This is a genomic window from Micromonospora sp. L31, assembly GCF_052068075.1.
Lineage (GTDB): Bacteria > Actinomycetota > Actinomycetes > Mycobacteriales > Micromonosporaceae > Micromonospora > Micromonospora purpureochromogenes.
Map to the genome: position 1 here is coordinate 501,459 of NZ_JBQHDC010000005.1, position 17,251 is coordinate 518,709.

Sequence of the window (17,251 nt, forward strand, 5' to 3'; positions counted from 1 at the left end):
ACCGGCGCCGCGTCCGGGATCACCGGTGCCAGAGCAGCCGGTCGCGGATCCGCCGGGCCATCGGCGAGTCCGTCCCGTCGAGCTCGGCCAGGGCCTCGCTCCACGCCTGCCCGGCCAGGGCCGGGTCGCCGTTGGCCGAGTGGAAGTCGCCGATGGAGACCAGCACCTCCGCGGTGTGGTGGGTGGCCCGGGCGTCGCGGAAGATGTCGATCGCCTGCTGCCAGGTCGCCATTGCGTGCGGCACGTCGTCAATCATCGAGTACGTGTGCGCCAGCCAGGCCTGGGTGGTGCCCGTCCCGTGCAGGTCGCCGAGGGCCTCGAACTGCCGGCGCGCCTCGACGAACATGCCCAGCGCCTCGGCGTGCCGGCCGAGCCAGCCCTGTGCCCGCGCGATGACCAGCAGGGCGTTGGTGGCGCCCCGCACGTTGCCCTCGGCGCGAAAGAGCGTCCGCGCGGCCTCCGCATGCCGGATCGCCTCGTGGTAGCGCCGCTGGTCCAGCCGGATCTCGGCGATGTTGTTCTCCGCGTGGCCCTGCTCGTTGCGCCGGCCGAGCCGCTCGAAGAGCGCCCGGGCGTGCTGCAGGTGCGACAGCCCGCGGTCCAGATCGGCCAGGAAGTAGCAGGCGCCGGCGAGGCTGCGGTGCAGCAGGGCCTGGGCGGCGGGGTCGTCCCCGGTCGCGGCGAGGCCGGTGCTCATCGTTGCCGCCCACTGCCGGAACTGCGCGGTGTCCTGGAAGAAGTTCTGCAGGGCCAACGCGATCTGCCAGGCCGTGCGCGGCCGGCCGCGCTCCTTGGCCCGCGCGACGATGGCGGTCAGCACCCGCTGCTCGGCGGCGAACCAGGCCATCGCGTCGGCCCGGCCGGTGAAGCCGCGCCCGGTGACCCCGCGCTCGGACGGCTCCGGCTCCGGCAGCGGCACCTGCGGCTGCAGCGGCAGATGCGCCGCGTACGCACTGAGCTGGTAGTAGTCGTAGACCCGCTCGACGGCGGCGTCCCGCTCGGCCGCGTCGTCGTGCTCCTCCCCGAGCTCCACGGCATAGGCGCGCAGCAGATCGTGCATCCGCCACCGGCCGTTGCCGGGCTGGACCAGCAGCTGCGACCCGAGCTCGGCGAGCAGGCCGCGGGCGCAGCGCAGGGACAGGCCGCCCAGGGCGGCCGCCGCTTCCGCGCTCAGCTCCCCGGCCGGGTGCAGGGGCAGCAGCCGGAAGAGCCGGGCCGCGTCGGCAGTCAGGGCCCGGTAGGACCAGGAGAAGATCGCCTCCAGGTCGGCGTGGGTGTCCCCGAAGCCGGTCAGCCGGCCGTCGGCCTCGGCCAGTTCGCCGGCGACCGCGGGCAGGCTGAGCCCGGGCCGGCCGACGCTGCGGGTGGCCACCAGCGCCAGGGCCAGCGGCAGTCGGCCGCACCGCGCGATGATCTCGTCGACGGCGGCCGGGTCGGCGGCCGCCGCGTCGCCCAGCCGGCGGGTGAGCAGCTCGCGGGCCTCGGCGTGGGTGAGCAGGTCGAGGTGCAGCGGGTGGGCGCCCGCCTGGCCGGCCACGCCGGTGATCCGGCGGCGGCTGGTGGCGATGACGAGACTGCCGCCGGTGCCGGGCAGCAGGTGCCGGATCTGGTCCCAGTCGCGGCAGTTGTCGAGCAGGATCAGCATCCGACGCTCGGCCAGGATGCTGCGGTAGAGGCCGGCCTGGGCGTGCAGCTCGGCCGGGATGGCGGCCGGCGCGACCCCGAGGGACCACAGGAAGCCGCGCAGCGCCTCCGCCGGTGTCATCACCGAGTCGCCGGAGTCGAAACCGCGCAGGTCCGCGTGCAACTGCCCGTCGGGGTAGCGGGCGGCCAACTGGTGGGCCAGGTGCACCGCGAGGGTGGTCTTCCCGACGCCGGGCATTCCGTCGATGACCAGCGCGCTGGTCCGCCGCTCCCCGGCCAGCAGCTCCTCCGCGGCGGCCAGGACGTCGCGGCGGCCGGTGAAGTGGGGGTGGTCGGCCGGCAACTGCGCCGGCGGCTCGGCCCGGGTCGGCTGCGACAACTCCAGCTCGGCGCGACTGACGCCGCGCCGCGACCTGGAGCCGTCGCTCGAGGCGTCATGGTCGAGCACGCTGTCCCGGGCCGCGCGCAGGTCGCCGCCCGGCTGGATGCCGAGTTCGTCGGCGAGCCGGTGCTCGATGTCGGCATAAGCCGCGAGGGCCTCCGCCCGCCGGCCGTCCGCGGCGAGCGCGAGCAGCAGCCGCGCCTGCAGTGCCTCGTCCAGCGGCTCGTATTCGGCGGCCAGCCGGATCGCGGGCAGCACCGCGTGGACGCACCCGGCCCGCAAGGCGGCGTCGGTCGCCGCCCGGACGGCCGCGAACCGCTCGCCGTCGACAGCGACGAACTCCGGATGGGCCCGACCCCCGGGCTGCAGGCCCGAGGCGCACCGGTCCCGCCACAACGCCAGCGCCTCCCGGTAGAGCTCGACCGCCGGCTCGCCGGACCTGGCGGCGGCCTGGGCGACCAGGCGCCGGAAGCGCAGCAGGTCGAGCGCCTCCCCGTCGATCCGCAGCCGGTACTCTGCGCCGTCGCGGATCAGCACCGAGCCCGCTGCCCGCGTCGGCAGGCCCGGCTCGAACCGCCGCCGGAGCATCCCGACGTGCCGGTGCACCACGTTGACCGCGCTGGGTGGGGGGTCGGACTCCCAGAGCAGGTCGACGAGTTCGGCGACGCTGACGGCGCCGCCGGCCCGGGCGAGCAGCAACGCCAGGATCAGCCGCTGCTGCCGGGTACCCAGGTCGACCTCGGACTGGCCGCGCCAGGCCCGCACCGGGCCGAGCACGGCGAAGGAGAGCGGGGTGGTCATCTCGATGCGATCCACACAGGGCTGGTTGCCACGATCGCCATAGCATGGCAGGGCCCGCGCCGCCCGACGGGCGCGCCGTGGCAATGTGATCTTCGACTCAGCGGCGCCGATCGCCGGTCGGCGGAGTCGTCCCTGCTCAGGCTGCCTTGAGACCGGTGCGCAGGGCGCGCAGCGCATAGTGGGTCCGGGACTTCACCGTGCCGATCGGCACCCCCAGCCGGCCCGCGACCTCTTCCGGTGACCGCCCGACCAGGTAGACCTCGGAGAGCAGACTGCGCTGCGCCGGGCTGAGCCGGCTGAGCGCGTGCCGGATGGCGTGCGACGCCAGCGCGCTGCCGGTGGTGTCGTCACCAGCGGGAATCCAGGTCATGTCGACGAGATGGACCTCGGCCGGGCGGCCCCGCCGCAGCCGGACCCCGTCGATGACGAGCCGCCGGGCGACGGTGCAGAGCCACCGGCGGGCGGCATCGGGCTCGGCCGGCACCGAGTCGAGGTGCCGCCAGGTCCGCAGCATCGTCTCCTGGAGCAGATCCTCGGCGGTCTGCCGCTGACCGTGGGTCAACACCAGCAGGAGACGCAGCACGGCACGGGCGTGCTCCGCATGCAGCGCGGTCATGCGCTCAGCCCGGCCGACCGGCGAGTCATCGAGTGCCCGGAGCACCATGTTTCCCCCCACAGGCAGGAGCAACGGTGAATGAGGCACGAGCCTAGGGACGATCGATGCGAATAAAATGACGCGTAAGTGCGGATCGAGTGCCGTCGCCGATCGCAACCGGTCACGGACGCGACGTGACCGCCACGAGCAGGCCAGCCAGCCGCCGACCGGTCCCGGCCTGCGCGTAGGGGATCAGGGCCAGCAGCTCAGAGCGTCGCCGTGGCCGGCGAAGCGCAGCGGAGCCTCGCCCGGCGCCGGCTCGATCATCGGGTGGTGGTCGGCGTAGGCCAGCAGCCCCCGGTGCGCCGGTCAGCCGGTGCCGGCTGGAACTGCCGGCAGCGCAGCTCCGCGGCGACACGCTCGGCCGGGCTGTCGTGCTCCTCACCGAGCTCGGTGGCATAGGCCAGCAGCAGGGCATGGGCGCGGTAACGGCCCGGCAGGTCCTCGCTGATCAGGTGCGCGCGGCTCAGCTCGCCGATCAGCGCCCGCCCGGTCCGCAGCGGGACGCCGGCCAGGGCCGCTGCCCCGGCGATCGAGATGTCGGGGCCGGGCTGGATCGGCAGCAGCCGGAAGAGCCGGGCGGCCGGGGCGGAGAGTGCCTGGTAGGACCAGGAGAAGGCGGCACGCAGGCCGGTCTGCGGGTCGTCGCCGTCGAAGCCGTCCAGGCTCCCGGGCGCCTGGGCCAGCTCGGCGGCGATCTGTGCCGGTGGCGTCGGTGGCAGGCTCGCCATGCGGGCGGCCACCACGGCCAGCGCGAGCGGCAGCCGCCCGCAGCTGGCGATGATGGCGTCGATCGCGACCGGGTCCGCCGCGCCGCCGCCGGCGCCGAGCGCTGGCAGGAGCAGCGCGCGGGCCTCGTCGACGCTCGGCAGGCCGACCGGCAACGGGTGGGCGCCGGCCGTGGTCAGCAGGGTGCTGAGCCGGCTGCGGCTGGTGACGATCACCAGACAACCGGGGCTGCCCGGCAGCAGGTGCCGGATCTGCTCGGCATCCCGGCAGTTGTCGAGCAGGATCAGCACGCGCCGGCCGGCAAGTCTGCTGCGGTACATCCCCGCCTGGGCGTGCAGCTCGGCGGGAATGCCCTCCTGGGGCACCCCGAGCGAGCCGAGGAAGCCGCGCAGCGCCTCGGTCGGGCTCATCGCGGCCTCCCGGCCGTCGTATCCGCGCAGGTCGACGTAGAGCTGCCCGTCCGGGTAACCGGCGGCGAACTCGTGGGCGAGGTGGACGGCGAGGGCGGTCTTGCCGATCCCGGGCATGCCGTCGATCGCGAGCACCGCCGGCCCGCCCGGGCGCGCGACCGCCGCGCGGGCCTCGGCGACGAGGTCGTCCCGGCCGTTGAAGAAGGGCAGGTCCGGCGGCAGCTGCGCGGGCCGGGGAAACGGCGACGGCGATTCGGTACGCGCCGGCTGGGTGCGCTGGTGCAGCAGCCGGTCGTACGCCTCCCGCAGCTCGTCGCCCGGATCGACGCCCAGGTCGTCGGCGAGTCGGCGGCGCACCATCCGGTACATCTCGACGGCTTCCGCCTGGCGGCCGTCGGCGGCGAGCGCCAGCAGCAACCGGCTCTGCAGCGACTCGTCGAGCGGGTGCTGCTCGGCGGCCTGCCGCAACGGCGCCAGCACCGCGCTCATCCGGCCGCAGCGCTCGGCGGCGTCGGCGGCCTCGCGCACGGCCTCGGCGCGTTCGGCCTCCACGGCGAGGAACGCGGGATGCAGGCGGGAGGCCGGTTCCAGGCCCGCGGCGCACCGGCCGCGCCACAGCCGCAGCCCGTCGAGGGAATGCCGCAGCGCCGACTCGGGGTCGCCGTCCTGCAGGCTCCGGCCCGCCAGCCGGCTCAGCGACCGGAACTTCAGCAGGTCGAGGGACTCCTCGTCGGCGCGCAACCGATAGCCCGAGAGCTCCCGGAGGATGTGCCGGCCCGCCGACCGGGTAGGCAGGCCGGGCTCGAACAGCCGCCGGAGCACCCCGACGTGCCGGTGCACGACGTTCGCGGCGCTGGCCGGGGCCTCCTCGTCCCAGAGCAGGTCGACCAGCTCGGCCAGGGAGACCGGTGAACCGGCCCGGGCCAGCAGCAACGCGAGCACCAGACGCTGCTGGCGGGCCCCCAGATGCAGCTCGGCGCCGGCGCGGACGACCCTGATCGAGCCGAGCACCGAGAAGCCGATCGTCTCCCCCGCCTCCGCCCGCACACCGGCAACGGTAACCGGCGACCCGCCAACCGGACCTTTCGACCACCGGGTCTCCGGGACGGCGACGAAAACGGCGGGGCCGGCAACTCCTCGTCGACCCGCCGCAACCGTTCCCCCACACCGCTGCACGAGGTCCACCTTGCCGTCGCCGGTCATGCCGGTACGCCACGCCGCGGTCGCTCGGAACGCCTCCGAGCAGCAGCCGAAACCAGCCCGTTCGGCTCTGGTGAAACCATGTCTGACCTGGTCCGCTGAGGGATAGGACCACTCGGTTGGTCATCTGGACCGGAATCGAGACCGGCATGGACAACATGTATCTCCCTCGAAGCGCGCGCCGCCTGAGCTGCGCCCTCCTGGTCGGCGTCGTCACCCTGCTGGCGTTCGGCGGAGCAGCGCCGGCCTCCGGCCGCACCACCGCTGCCCCGGCCACCGCCGGCCGCACGACGGCGGCCGCGGTGACGGGCCCGTCGCCCGGCACGTTCACCGGACTGGGCTTCGACGCCTGCACCGCCCCATCGTCGGCGACCATGCAGGCGTGGCTGGCGGCCTCGCCCTACCGGGCGATCGTCATCTACTTCGGCGGTGTCAACCGCGCGTGCGCACAGCCCAACCTGACCCCCTCGTGGGTCGCCGCGCAGCAGGCGGCGGGCTGGCATCTGGTGCCGGTCTATCTCGGGTTGCAGGCACCGTGCACGACGTCCACCAAGCGCTATCTCATCGACGCAGCGGACGCGGCGGCGCAGGGACGCACCCAGGCGGACGACGCGGTCGCACAGGCGAAGGCGCTGGGCCTGGCGCCGGAGAGCGTACTCATCTTCGACATGGAGGCGTACCGGACCGACGACTCGGCCTGCCGCTCCGCGGTGCTCGCGTTCATGAGCGCCTGGACGGCGCGGCTGCACGACCTCGGCTACCTCTCCGGCTTCTACAGCAGCATGGCCTCGGGCGTCGCCGACCAGGTCGCGGCCTACAACACCCCCGGCTACGTCCGCCCCGACTACCTGGACTTCGCCCGCTGGGACGGAGTCGCCACCGTGTCCGACCCGGCGATCCCCAACTCGTACTGGTCTCCCCAGCGACGGATGAAGCAGTACCGAGGCGACCACAACGAGACGTGGGGCGGGGTGACGATCAACATCGACAACGATTACCTTGACGTCGCTCCCATTCCGGCGACTCCCTTCGGGGACTTCAACGGCAACGGCTGGTCCGACCTGCTGAGCCGCCAGCCCTCCACGGGCAACCTCTATCTCTACCCCGGCAACGGGACGTCCCTCGGCATCCGCACGACCATCGGCACGGGATGGAACGGCATGGACGTCATCGTCCGGACGGACTTCACCGGGGACGGTCACGGAGACCTCGTCGCCCGCGACAAGGCGACCGGCCATCTGTGGCTGTATCCGCGCACGCCGTCGGGGTGGGGCAGTCGGATCCGCCTCGGTACCGGCTGGAACTCCATGCGCGAGATCACCCCGGCCAACGACTTCAACCGAGACGGCTACCGGGACGTGCTCGCCGTGCAGACCTCCACCGGATACCTGTACCTGTACCCGGGCCGCGGCACGTCGTTCGGTCCACGAACGAGTCTCGGAACCGGCTGGAACACCATGGACGAACTCACCGGAGTCGGCGACTTCAACCGCGACGGCTACCAAGACCTGCTCGCCCGGCAGAAGTCCACCGGCAACCTCTTCCTCTACCCGGGACGGGCAGGCGGGCTCGGTACGAGGCTGCAGGTCGGCACCGCGTGGAACAGCATGCGTGACCTCGTCGGCGTCGGTGACTTCAACCGCGACGGCTACCCGGATCTGCTCGCCATCGAGAAGTCCACGAGCTACCTGTACTTCTACCGCGGTCAGGGCACGAGCTTCGCCGCCAGAATCCGGCTCGGTGTGAGCTGGGGCGGGATGCAACCCCTGCTGTGAAGTTCGGCCGTCCGCGAGCGGCGGCATCGAGCGTCGACGTCGGACCCCGCGAGCCCGCCGGCAGGCAGGGCGCGAGGACCGGCTGGCCCTACCGGCCCACCGGACCGCCCCGGCTCGCCGGGTATGAGGCTGCCTCACTCGCGGCGCGCCCCAGCGTTTTCTGCCTCTGTGTCCTGTTCGGTCGCTCAGAGTTCCAGTGTTTTCAACCTTTACATCCTGTTCAGTCGCTCAAGGTTTGGATGTTCTGTTTGGTATGTCTATGACCCGAAATTCGAATGCGCAGATAGTGGTACATCCACGGACCGCTTGATTGGTCAATCAGGACATATCCCCTGTCAGCGGACTCGTAGCCTCGACCGGTGCCCTTTCGCGTCTCCTTCGATGGACTCCCCCGTCGCCCGCAGTTCGCTCCGCCAATCCTCCCGTCCGGACCCGTTAGACCGGTGTTCGTCGATGTCACCGGGACCCGCCGCAGACGGATCGGACGGGCGGGAGTGATGGTCGCCCTCGCGTCGCTGACGTACCTGCCGATGGCCGGGAGCGGCCTGCTGCCCGGTCCGCCGGCGCCGGCGCAACCCGGGCCGCTCACCGTCGGCGGCGTTCTACTCGATCGCAGCGGACGCCCGCCGGCCAGCACACCATCGCCACTCGACGCCGCGTACCCACAGACGACCGAGAGGCCTTCGGACACGGTGGCCCGGGCACCGCGTCCAGCCCGTCAGGAACGGGAGCCCAACGAGCCGGACCTGCCAGCCCAGCCGCTCGATCCCGCACCCGACCGGCCCGAGTTCGATGCGCCCCGGACCGCCCAGAGCATCGACCCGGCACCGGTCAGGACCTCGCCGGCCCGGCCCGTTCCCGGCCGGGAGGCAACGCCGTCGACCCCCGAAAGCAGCGAACCGGCACCGGTCACGGCCTCGCCGGCCCTGCCCGCTCCCGGCCCGGTGCCGGTCAGATGACCGTTCGGAGTCGCCCTCGCGCCAGTGGCCCACCCGGGCGGCGCAGGTCCGGCCGCCCCGGTCTGTGGACCGGCCGGTTCGTCTGCGCGTCCCTGTTGACGGTGGTCGTGTGTGTGCTCCTGGTCGAGGCGTACGCGAATGCGGGATTCAGACCCGACCACGTGAGCGAGTCCGAGGACCAGCTCACCGTTCCGACCGACATCCTGCGCGGCGGCCCGGTCCTCGACGCGCGGGGCGAGCAACCCCGGTCCTACCGGATGCCCGCGAAGACCATCGCTCTCACCTTCGACGACGGGCCCGATCCCACCTGGACCCCCAAGGTGCTCGACGTCCTGCGGCGGCACCGGGCCAGGGCCACGTTCTTCGTGATCGGTTCGCAGTCGGCCAGGCACCGCGACCTGGCCCGGCGGACGGTCGCGGAGGGGCACGAGCTCGGCGTGCACACGTTCACCCACCCGGACGTGAGCGTGCTGCCGAGCTGGCGGCAGCGGATGGAGTACGCACAGACCCAGATGGCGATCGTGGACGCAGCCGGCGTACGGACCAGCCTCCTGCGGTTTCCCTACTCGTCGGTGCCCAGCGCCGTCGACGACTCGAACTGGCCGGTCATCCGGGCGGCCGCCCGACTCGGCTACCTGACCGTGGTGAACGACATCGACGGCCGGGACTGGGCCCGCCCCGGCGTGGACGCGATCGTGCGGAACATGACGCCGGCGGAGGGTGCGGGTGCCGTGGTGCTGCTGCACGACGCCGGCGGCGACCGGTCGCAGACCATCGCCGCACTGGACAGGTTCATTCCCCTGATGCAGGCACGGGGCTACACCTTCACCACGGTGAGCGACGGGATGAACCGGGCGCGGCCGGGCGCGGAAGCCTTCGTCGGCAACGTCCGGGCGTCGACCGCAGACCGCTGGCGGGCGGCCCCGATCCGCTGGGCGATCGTGCTGGCCGATTCGATCCTGCGAGGTCTGGCCGTCCTCTTCGTGGTGGTCGGGGCGCTCATGCTGGGCCGGACGCTGCTGCTGGTCCTGCTCGCCCGCAAACTCGCGCGGCGACGGCGGGCGCACCGCTGGCCCTGGGGGGTCACCACCGCACCGGTGTCGGTGATCGTGCCCGCCTACAACGAACGGGCCGGCATCGTTGCCACGGTTCGTTCACTGGCCGCCAACGACCACCCGGGCATCGAGGTGATCGTGGTCGACGACGGTTCGACCGACGGCACGGCCGACCTCGTCGACGCGCTCGGCCTCGACACCGTGCGGGTCATCCGCAAGCCCAACGGAGGCAAGGCGAGCGCCCTCAACACCGGGCTCCTGTACGCCTCGCACGACATCATCGTGACCGTCGACGCGGACACCGTCTTCGAGCCGGACGCGATCCGCAGGCTCGTCGAACCGTTCACCGATCCGCGGATGGGCGCGGTGGCCGGCAACGTGAAGGTCACCAATCGGCACGGGATGCTCGGCCAGTGGCAGCACATCGAGTACGTCATCGGCTTCAGCCTGGACCGCCGGTTCTACGAGACGCTCGGCTGCATACCGACGGTGCCCGGGGCGATCGCCGCCTTCCGCCGGCGCGCCATGACGGATGTCGGTGGGATGAGCGGCGACACCCTGGCCGAGGACACCGACGTCACCATGGCGATCCTCCGTGCCGGCTGGCGGGTGGTTTACCAGGACCGTGCCCGCGCCTGGACGGAGGCGCCCGCGTCGCTGGGCGACCTGTGGCGACAGCGCTGCCGGTGGAGCTACGGCACCCTGCAGGCGATGTGGAAGCACCGGAGCGCGGTGTTCGACCGCGGCGCCTCGGGCCGCTTCGGCCGCTTCGGCCTGCCCATGCTCGCCCTCTTCGGCGTGGTACTGCCCCTGCTCGGTCCGGTGCTCGACCTGCTCGCCCTGTACGGGCTCTTCTTCATGGACACGAAGACGACGGCCGTGGCGTGGGTCGCGATGCTGGTCGTGCAGGCCCTGACCGCGGCGGTGGCCTTCCGGCTCGACGGGGAACCGCTGCGCCCGCTGCTCACCCTGCCGATTCAGCAGTTCGCCTACCGCCAACTGATGTACCTGGTACTGGCCCGGTCCGTGGTGACGGCGGTGACCGGCTCCCGCCTGGGTTGGCGCAAGGTCAAGCGCGCTGGCGACGTCGTGCGGCACCAGGCCGCGCCACCCGCGTCGACGGACGGTGGCGCGGGAGGACACCCGGTCCGGGACCGCTGGTTCGACACGCTACGGGCCGTGGCGCTGGGCCGCGTCGTCGTGTACCACATGTTCGGCGCCGCCTGGCTGAGCTTCGTCTTCCCCGCCATGGGGGTGATGTTCGCGCTGGGCGGTTCGCTGATGGCCGCCTCGCTGGACCGGGCGCCGGACCGGGCGGTCATCAGCCGCCTGCGCCGCCTGCTGCCGGCCCTGTGCGCGATGGGGCTCGTGCTGGTGCCCGTGATGGTCTGGCACGGCTGGTCCGACCGGCCGGCCTGGCCGGCGCTGTTGAGCTGGCTGGTTCCGCTGGTGCAGCCGCCGGGCAACGAGTGGGCGGCGGACGTGACAGGGGTGCTGTGGTATCTCGTGGCGTACCTGTGGCTGGTCCTGCTCTCCCCCGGGCTGCTCGCGGTGTACCGGCGGTGGCCGGTCGGGTCCGTACTCGTCCCGCTGGCCGCCGTGGTGGTGCTGCAGACGGCTGACCCGTCACCCGGCGGGCCGGTGGGGTCGGCGCTGACCGACCTGGCCACGTTCGGCGCCTGCTGGTTGGTGGGTTTCGCGCACCGCGACGGCCGGCTGCGGCGGCTTCCGTTGTCGGCGCTGCTGGCCGCCGCAGCCGGGTGCCTGGGGTTCGCGCTCGGCTGGCTCGCCACCCACCCCGCCGGGGGCCTGGACCTCAATGACATCCCCGTCGCCCAGGCGTTCTGGTCGTTGGCCTTCGTGCTGGTCCTGCTCCGGGTCACGCCCCCGATGGGCTGGCTGACCCGGATCCGGCCGCTCGACCGGTTGGTCACGGCGTTGAACAGCCGGGCCCTGACCATCTACCTCTGGCACAACGCCGCCATCGCGGTCTGCTTCGCCGTCGGCGACGGCATGGGCCTCTGGCGGGTGGGCCAGGTGGGCTACCTGGCCGTGGCCCTGGTGATCCTCGCCGGTGTGGTGCTGGCCCTGGGCTGGATCGAGGACGTCAGCGCCCGGCGTCGGCCCCGGCTGCTGCCCTGGACACGTCCCACGAGGGCGTCCGGACCCGCTCCGTCGGTCGGAGAGAAACCGGGCGGCGTCACCGCGGCGGACGTTCGGCGGCAGGAGGCGGCCGCCATGCGATGACCAGGCGACACGTACGTCCCATGCAGGCGAAATGTAACATTCATTTAATTTTGTCGTATTATTGACTCATCTTGGCGCCTCCCCCGCCACAGGTCCGGGGCGACACCGGAGGCCGCCGCGTCCGAAAGGACGACGGCGGACGGTTCCCCGGCGGGTGAGACGCCGCTGCGGGCCGACCGGACACGGACACGATCCATCCGGACGCCCGCGAGCGGGAAGACGGTGACTTGGGTGGTCACCACGGCCGGCACGGGCCTTCGCCCTCCTACGGGGCCCGTGCCGGCCACCTCCAGGGCGGGCGGTCCCGACACCGGGGCGTCGGCGAAGGACCCGCATCGACTCACCCCGTGGCGAGGGCCGAAGGGAGACAGCATGTCGTATCCACCGAACACGCCGACCGAGCGGGCACTGTGGAGCGCCGTGGTGGACGGCGTCCGCGCGGCCGGCGCATCGGATCGGGCGGGTTTCGAGGCGGCGGTCAGCCGCCTGCGACGCCTGCCCCAACCGTGGGCGGACCAGGTCCTCGACCACACCGCCGAACTACTGGCCGAGGAAATCGGCCCGCCCGGGTCTGTCCACTGGCCACTCCCGGTGCCGCCCGGTGCCGGGCTCGCGCCGTGGGCGCGGGCGGACCCGCGTCTGCTCGCCCTCCTCTCCCGGCGTGACCATCGACGACCAGCGGCGACGCCCAGTGATCCGGAGGAGACGACGCGGCGGCTGCTGTTGATCACCCACCTGGCCCTCGTGGCGCAGGTCGGGGTCGGTGCCTTTCTCGATGTGGCCCTGGTCGGTGCCGGCCGGTCCTCCCGGCCGCCGTCCGGACTGGTCCCGCACTGCCGGCTCGGACGCTGACCGAAGACCCGGTCCCGCCTCCGGTCCTGTCCCTCGTGTCTTTCCAGGATGCGGTTCTCCCACGCCCACGCGGCGATCTCGACCCGGTTGCGGGCTCCAGCGTCGGCCCGCTATTTCATCAAACTGATTTGATGTATTCTGTTGATCGTGGCGTTGTCGAGTCAGGCTCCCCCGGCGTTCGTGCGCTTGGCCGCCCACCCGCTGCGGTGGCGGCTGCTGATCGCACTCGCCGACAGCGACTACCGGGTCCGGGAACTCGTGACGCTGGTGGGTGAGCCGCAGAACCTGGTCTCCTACCATCTCCGCCTGCTGCGTGACGGCGGGCTGGTCACGGCCACGCGCAGCAGCTTCGACGGCCGCGACAGCTACTACCACCTGGATCTGGATCGCTGTACGGATGCGCTGGCCGACACCGGCGCCGCGCTGCACCCGGCGCTGCGCCGGGAGCCCGCCCCGCACACACCGGTGGACCTGCGGCGCTCGCCTCGCGTCAGCGTGCTGTTCGTCTGCACAGGCAACAGCGCCCGCTCACCGATCGCCGAGGCCCTGCTACGCCACCGCACCGGCGGCCAGGTCGAGGTGGCCAGCGCCGGCAGCCGACCAAAGCCCCGCCATCATCCCAACGCCATCCGGGTGCTACATGACGAGTTCGCCATCGACATCACCGGCCGGCGCCCCCGGCACCTGGACACCCTGACCGGCTGCCGGTTCGACTACGTGATCAGCCTGTGCGACAAGGCCCGCGAGGCCTGCCCCGACTTCCCGGACCATCCCCGGCGGGTGCACTGGAGCATCCCCGACCCCGCCACGGCCGGCAACACCGACCAGACCAGCTACCCCGCCTTCCAGCACACCGCGACAGACATCGACACCCGCGTCAGGCACCTGCTGCCCGTGCTCACCGCCACCCGGTCCTGAAGGAGATTCCGTCGTGACAGCATCCGACCAGTACGCCAACGTCCGTTACCTCGTTGATGACGTCCAGGCGGCCGTCGACTTCTACACCACCCATCTCGGCTTCACCCTGAACACCAGCGCCGCGCCCGCGTTCGCTGACGTGCTGCGCGGCCCGCTGCGGCTGCTGCTGTCCGGGCCAGCCAGTTCCGGCGCCCGCGCCACCCCCAACGACGCCACCAGCCCGGGCCGCAACCGCATCCACCTCATCGTTGACGACCTGGACACGGAGGTCGACCGGCTCCGTGGCGCGGGGCTGTCGTTCCGCAGCGAGCCGATCTCCGGGCCCGGTGGGCGGCAGATCCTGCTCGCCGACCCCGCCGGCAACCTGATCGAGCTGTTCCAACCCGCTCACCAGTCCCCCGCCACGCCGACCACCTGACCGCAGCCCGCGGGAAAAGATCCGTCGGCGTTCGTGCCGGTGGTGCGGAGGCCCGACGGGCGCGTACGGCGCGCTGGAGCCTGGTGGGGCGGTCTTCCGGCAGACCTGAGCGCGCCCTCGTATTCGCTGCGACCAGCCGGTCAGCCGGTGCGGTGGGAGCGGGCCAGACCCAGCCCGCCGAGGACCATGGCGATCAGCCCCACCACCAGGGCCACGAAGCCGCCGACTATTCCGCCGCCGGTACCGGGACCACCATCGGCGCCGGCCACAACCAGCCCGCCGATGACCGCGGCGGCCAGCCCCGCCGCCAGGGCCACGATGGCCCCTCCCTTCCCGGTGCCGGTGCCGATACGACCGGCCGAGCGGGCCAGAGCCAGCCCACCGATGACCACGCCGACCAGCCCCAGCAGCGCGGCCACCAGGGACCAGAAACGCCCGGCGGTCAAGGTGTAGGAACTGGCGGCGGCTGACTGGGCCACGACGTGCGCGGCCGACGGTGTGGCAGGCCCGAAATCTCCGAGCATGGCAAACTCGGCGGCGGCAAGCAGGTGACGGACGGACATGAGGTGCTCCTTCTCCTCTGACGACTGGACGTCGCCTGATCCTGTCCGCTGGACCCACCGCCGGTCGTCCTGCGGACGCAGGCAATTCGCGCTGCCGCCGATGCCGTAGCCGGCTGCCGCGGATGCCGCAGGCGCCGCGAAGGTACTGCGGGCGCGGTATACAGCAGTCGTCCGGGAGCGGGATTCGCTCGCAGCGGCGTCCGGCTAGGGTGCGCGCATGGACAGAGGACGGTTCGGTGTCCCGGCCGGGGTCCGAGACTGGGCGATCGCCGTCGGCGTGGCGGCGGCGCTGCTGGCCGCCGGGCTGTCCGGACAGCAGTCAGACACGAACGTCGACCTGCTCGGCTACGCGCTGTTGGCGGCGGGTGGTCTGGCGCTGGCCGCGCGTCGCCGGGCTCCGGTTCCCGTGCTGGCCGTGACCGGGTTGTGCGCGGTGGGTTACCAGGCGGCCGGTTTCGACGTGCCTGCGGTCGCGTATCTGTTCGCGGTGTACGCGGCGGTGCGGGCGGGACACCGCATCATCACGGTGGCGGCGAGCGTGACCCTGCTGGCCGCTCTCCCCCTGGCGGCCCTGGCTTCGGGCCTGCACGACACGGGCGAGGCGTTCGCGCAGGCCCGAGGCGCCCTCGAAATCGCCTGGCTGATCGCTGCCGGCGCCGCCGGGGAGGCGCTGCGGCAGGCCGAGCGGCGGGCGGACGAAGCCGAGCGCACCCGGGAGGAGACCGCACGGCGCCGCGCCGATGAGGAGCGGCTGCACATCGCGCGGGAGCTGCACGATTCGCTCACCCACCAGATCTCGGTCATCAAGGTGCAGGCCGAAGTCGCCGTCCACCTGGCCCACAAGCGGGGTGAGCCGGTGCCGGAGGCCCTGCTGGCGATCCGGGAGGCCGGTCGTGAGGCGGCCCGGGAGCTGCGAGCGACTCTGGAGGCGCTGCGCGACGACGACACCACCCCGCCGCACGGGCTCGACCACATCCCGGAGCTGGTGGAGCGGGCTGGCAGGACCGGCCTGGCGGCGACGCTGACGATTGAGGGACAGCGGCACGACGTGCCGGCCGCGGTGAGCCGGACCGCCTACCGGATCGTTCAGGAGTCGCTGACCAACATCGCCCGGCACGCCGCCGCGGCTACCGCGTCGGTCCGGATCGACTGCCGTGCCGACGTCCTCGCCATACAGGTCGATGACGACGGCAGGGCCACGCCGGACACCGCGCCGATGCCCGGCGTCGGGCTGCTCGGGATGCGCGAACGAGTCACCGCCCTCGGCGGCCGTCTGCGCGCGGAACCGCGCAGTGAGGGCGGCTTCAGCGTCCGGGCCGAACTCCCCGTGGACCAGACGTCGTGATCCGGGTCCTGCTGGTCGACGACCAGCCGCTCATTCGCAGCGGGTTCCGCGCGCTCCTCGACGTCGAGGACGACATCGAGGTGGTGGCCGAGGCCGGCGACGGGAGCGAGTGCCTGGCGCTGGCCAGGGAACACCTGCCCGACATCGCGCTCATCGACATTCAGATGCCGGTCGTCGACGGCATCGAGGCGACCCGGCGCATCGCCGCGGACCCGACGCTGGCCGGGGTACACGTCGTCATCCTGACCAACTACGGCTTGGACGAATACGTCTTCAACGCGCTGCGCGCCGGCGCGGCCGGATTCCTCGTCAAGGACATCCAACCGGAAGACTTCCTCCATTCCGTACGCGTCGCCGCGCGCGGCGACGCCCTGCTCGCACCGTCGATCACCCGCCGGCTGATCAACCGGTACGTCAACCAGCCGCTCCACACCGCCGCCGACACCGGGCTGGACGAGCTGACCAGCCGCGAACGCGAGGCCGTCGCCCTGGTCGCCCAGGGCCTGTCCAACGACCAGATCGCCGGACGCATGGTGATCAGCCCGCTGACCGCGAAAACCCACATCAACCGAGCCATGACCAAGCTGCACGCCCGCGACCGCGCCCAACTCGTGGTCCTCGCCTATGAATCCGGCCTGGCAACCCCGCGCAACTCCTGACATCGCGTCCGCAGCGGTCAGGAGACCGCGGCCTTCACCAGCTCGACGACCTTCTTCTCCACCGCGGGGCTCCACTTCTGCAGCGCGTACGCCACCGGCCACAGGTCTCCGTCGTCGAGGTTGGCCGTGTCCTGGAAGCCCAGGGTCGAGTACCGGTAGTTGAACTTGCCCGAGTCCTGGAAGAAGATGACAACCTTGCCGTCCGCGTTCACGTAGGCAGGCATCCCGTACCAGGTCTTTGGCGACAGCTCCGGGGCGGCAGCGGTCACCGTCACATGCACACGCTCGGCGAGCGCACGATCTTCCGGCGCCATCTGCGCGATCCTGTCGAGGAGCGCTTGCAGCCCCTCGGCCTTCTTGGTCCCCTTCTTGCCCTCGGCGCGCAGCTCGGCGGCGCGCTCCTTCATCGCGGCACGCTCCTCAGCGCTGAAGCCGTCGGACACGGTGGTGGAATTCTTCGCGGACACTCTAGGGCTCCCCTTTGTCGTAAAGGTTCGGCGTGATGCCGGCTACCTGGGAAAAGGCTAGGGCCCGACGACACCCTGGCGCTTCTCGATTCCTGATCAGATGGCAGGCCCAGACGAGGCGTTCGAGTCACGCACTCTTCACTGAGGGAACGTCCAGATCTGCCGGCCAGCG

At 72.3% G+C, this 17,251-nt stretch carries 12 protein-coding genes; 7 read left to right on the forward strand and 5 right to left on the reverse strand.

The window, feature by feature from the left end:
• Nucleotides 1-19: 19 nt before the first annotated feature.
• From ACTMS9_RS17330 to ACTMS9_RS17340, 3 genes are all read right to left on the reverse strand, one after another.
• Nucleotides 20-2,842, reverse strand: coding sequence for an AfsR/SARP family transcriptional regulator (locus tag ACTMS9_RS17330; protein ID WP_441165455.1), 2,823 nt, complete (start codon nt 2,840-2,842; stop codon nt 20-22).
• Nucleotides 2,843-2,963: 121 nt separating this feature from the next.
• Nucleotides 2,964-3,443, reverse strand: a complete 480-nt coding sequence (locus ACTMS9_RS17335) for a sigma-70 family RNA polymerase sigma factor (protein WP_441147718.1) — start codon at nt 3,441-3,443, stop codon at nt 2,964-2,966.
• 302 nt (nt 3,444-3,745) lie between these two features.
• Nucleotides 3,746-5,668: a BTAD domain-containing putative transcriptional regulator gene (locus ACTMS9_RS17340; protein WP_441147716.1), complete on the reverse strand. Its 1,923-nt coding sequence runs from the start codon at nt 5,666-5,668 to the stop codon at nt 3,746-3,748.
• 302 nt (nt 5,669-5,970) lie between these two features.
• Here ACTMS9_RS17340 and ACTMS9_RS17345 point away from each other — a divergent pair, with 302 nt between their 5' ends.
• The 5 genes from ACTMS9_RS17345 to ACTMS9_RS17365 all read left to right on the forward strand — a co-directional run bounded on the left by ACTMS9_RS17345 (nt 5,971) and on the right by ACTMS9_RS17365 (nt 14,045).
• The gene (locus ACTMS9_RS17345) at nt 5,971-7,596 is read left to right on the forward strand and encodes a glycoside hydrolase domain-containing protein (RefSeq protein ID WP_441165456.1); all 1,626 of its coding nucleotides are present in this window, start codon (nt 5,971-5,973) and stop codon (nt 7,594-7,596) included.
• Between the two features lie 1,120 nt (nt 7,597-8,716).
• Nucleotides 8,717-11,857 (forward strand): glycosyltransferase, encoded by a 3,141-nt coding sequence (locus ACTMS9_RS17350; RefSeq protein WP_441165457.1) that lies wholly within the window; start codon nt 8,717-8,719, stop codon nt 11,855-11,857.
• Between the two features lie 372 nt (nt 11,858-12,229).
• The gene (locus ACTMS9_RS17355) at nt 12,230-12,709 is read left to right on the forward strand and encodes a hypothetical protein (RefSeq protein WP_441147712.1); all 480 of its coding nucleotides are present in this window, start codon (nt 12,230-12,232) and stop codon (nt 12,707-12,709) included.
• 147 nt (nt 12,710-12,856) lie between these two features.
• A complete protein-coding gene (locus tag ACTMS9_RS17360) occupies nt 12,857-13,627 on the forward strand; it encodes an arsenate reductase/protein-tyrosine-phosphatase family protein (RefSeq protein ID WP_441165458.1) in 771 nt (256 codons plus the stop codon).
• Nucleotides 13,628-13,640: 13 nt separating this feature from the next.
• Nucleotides 13,641-14,045, forward strand: a complete 405-nt coding sequence (locus tag ACTMS9_RS17365) for a VOC family protein (protein ID WP_441147709.1) — start codon at nt 13,641-13,643, stop codon at nt 14,043-14,045.
• A gap of 140 nt (nt 14,046-14,185) precedes the next feature.
• Here ACTMS9_RS17365 and ACTMS9_RS17370 read toward each other — a convergent pair whose 3' ends face one another.
• The gene (locus tag ACTMS9_RS17370) at nt 14,186-14,608 is read right to left on the reverse strand and encodes a DUF6223 family protein (RefSeq protein WP_441147707.1); all 423 of its coding nucleotides are present in this window, start codon (nt 14,606-14,608) and stop codon (nt 14,186-14,188) included.
• A gap of 217 nt (nt 14,609-14,825) precedes the next feature.
• Between ACTMS9_RS17370 and ACTMS9_RS17375 the strand changes: the two genes are divergently transcribed.
• Together ACTMS9_RS17375 and ACTMS9_RS17380 are read left to right on the forward strand one after the other, a co-directional pair.
• Entirely contained in the window at nt 14,826-15,953 is a 1,128-nt protein-coding gene (locus ACTMS9_RS17375) for a sensor histidine kinase (protein ID WP_441165459.1), read from the forward strand.
• A complete protein-coding gene (locus ACTMS9_RS17380; protein WP_441147703.1) occupies nt 15,950-16,612 on the forward strand; it encodes a response regulator in 663 nt (220 codons plus the stop codon). Before ACTMS9_RS17375 ends, ACTMS9_RS17380 begins: the two co-directional genes overlap by 4 nt.
• Nucleotides 16,613-16,629: 17 nt before the next feature.
• Here the strand turns inward: ACTMS9_RS17380 and ACTMS9_RS17385 are convergent, their stop codons facing one another.
• The gene (locus tag ACTMS9_RS17385; RefSeq protein WP_441147701.1) at nt 16,630-17,079 is read right to left on the reverse strand and encodes an iron chaperone; all 450 of its coding nucleotides are present in this window, start codon (nt 17,077-17,079) and stop codon (nt 16,630-16,632) included.
• Nucleotides 17,080-17,251 lie beyond the last annotated feature (172 nt).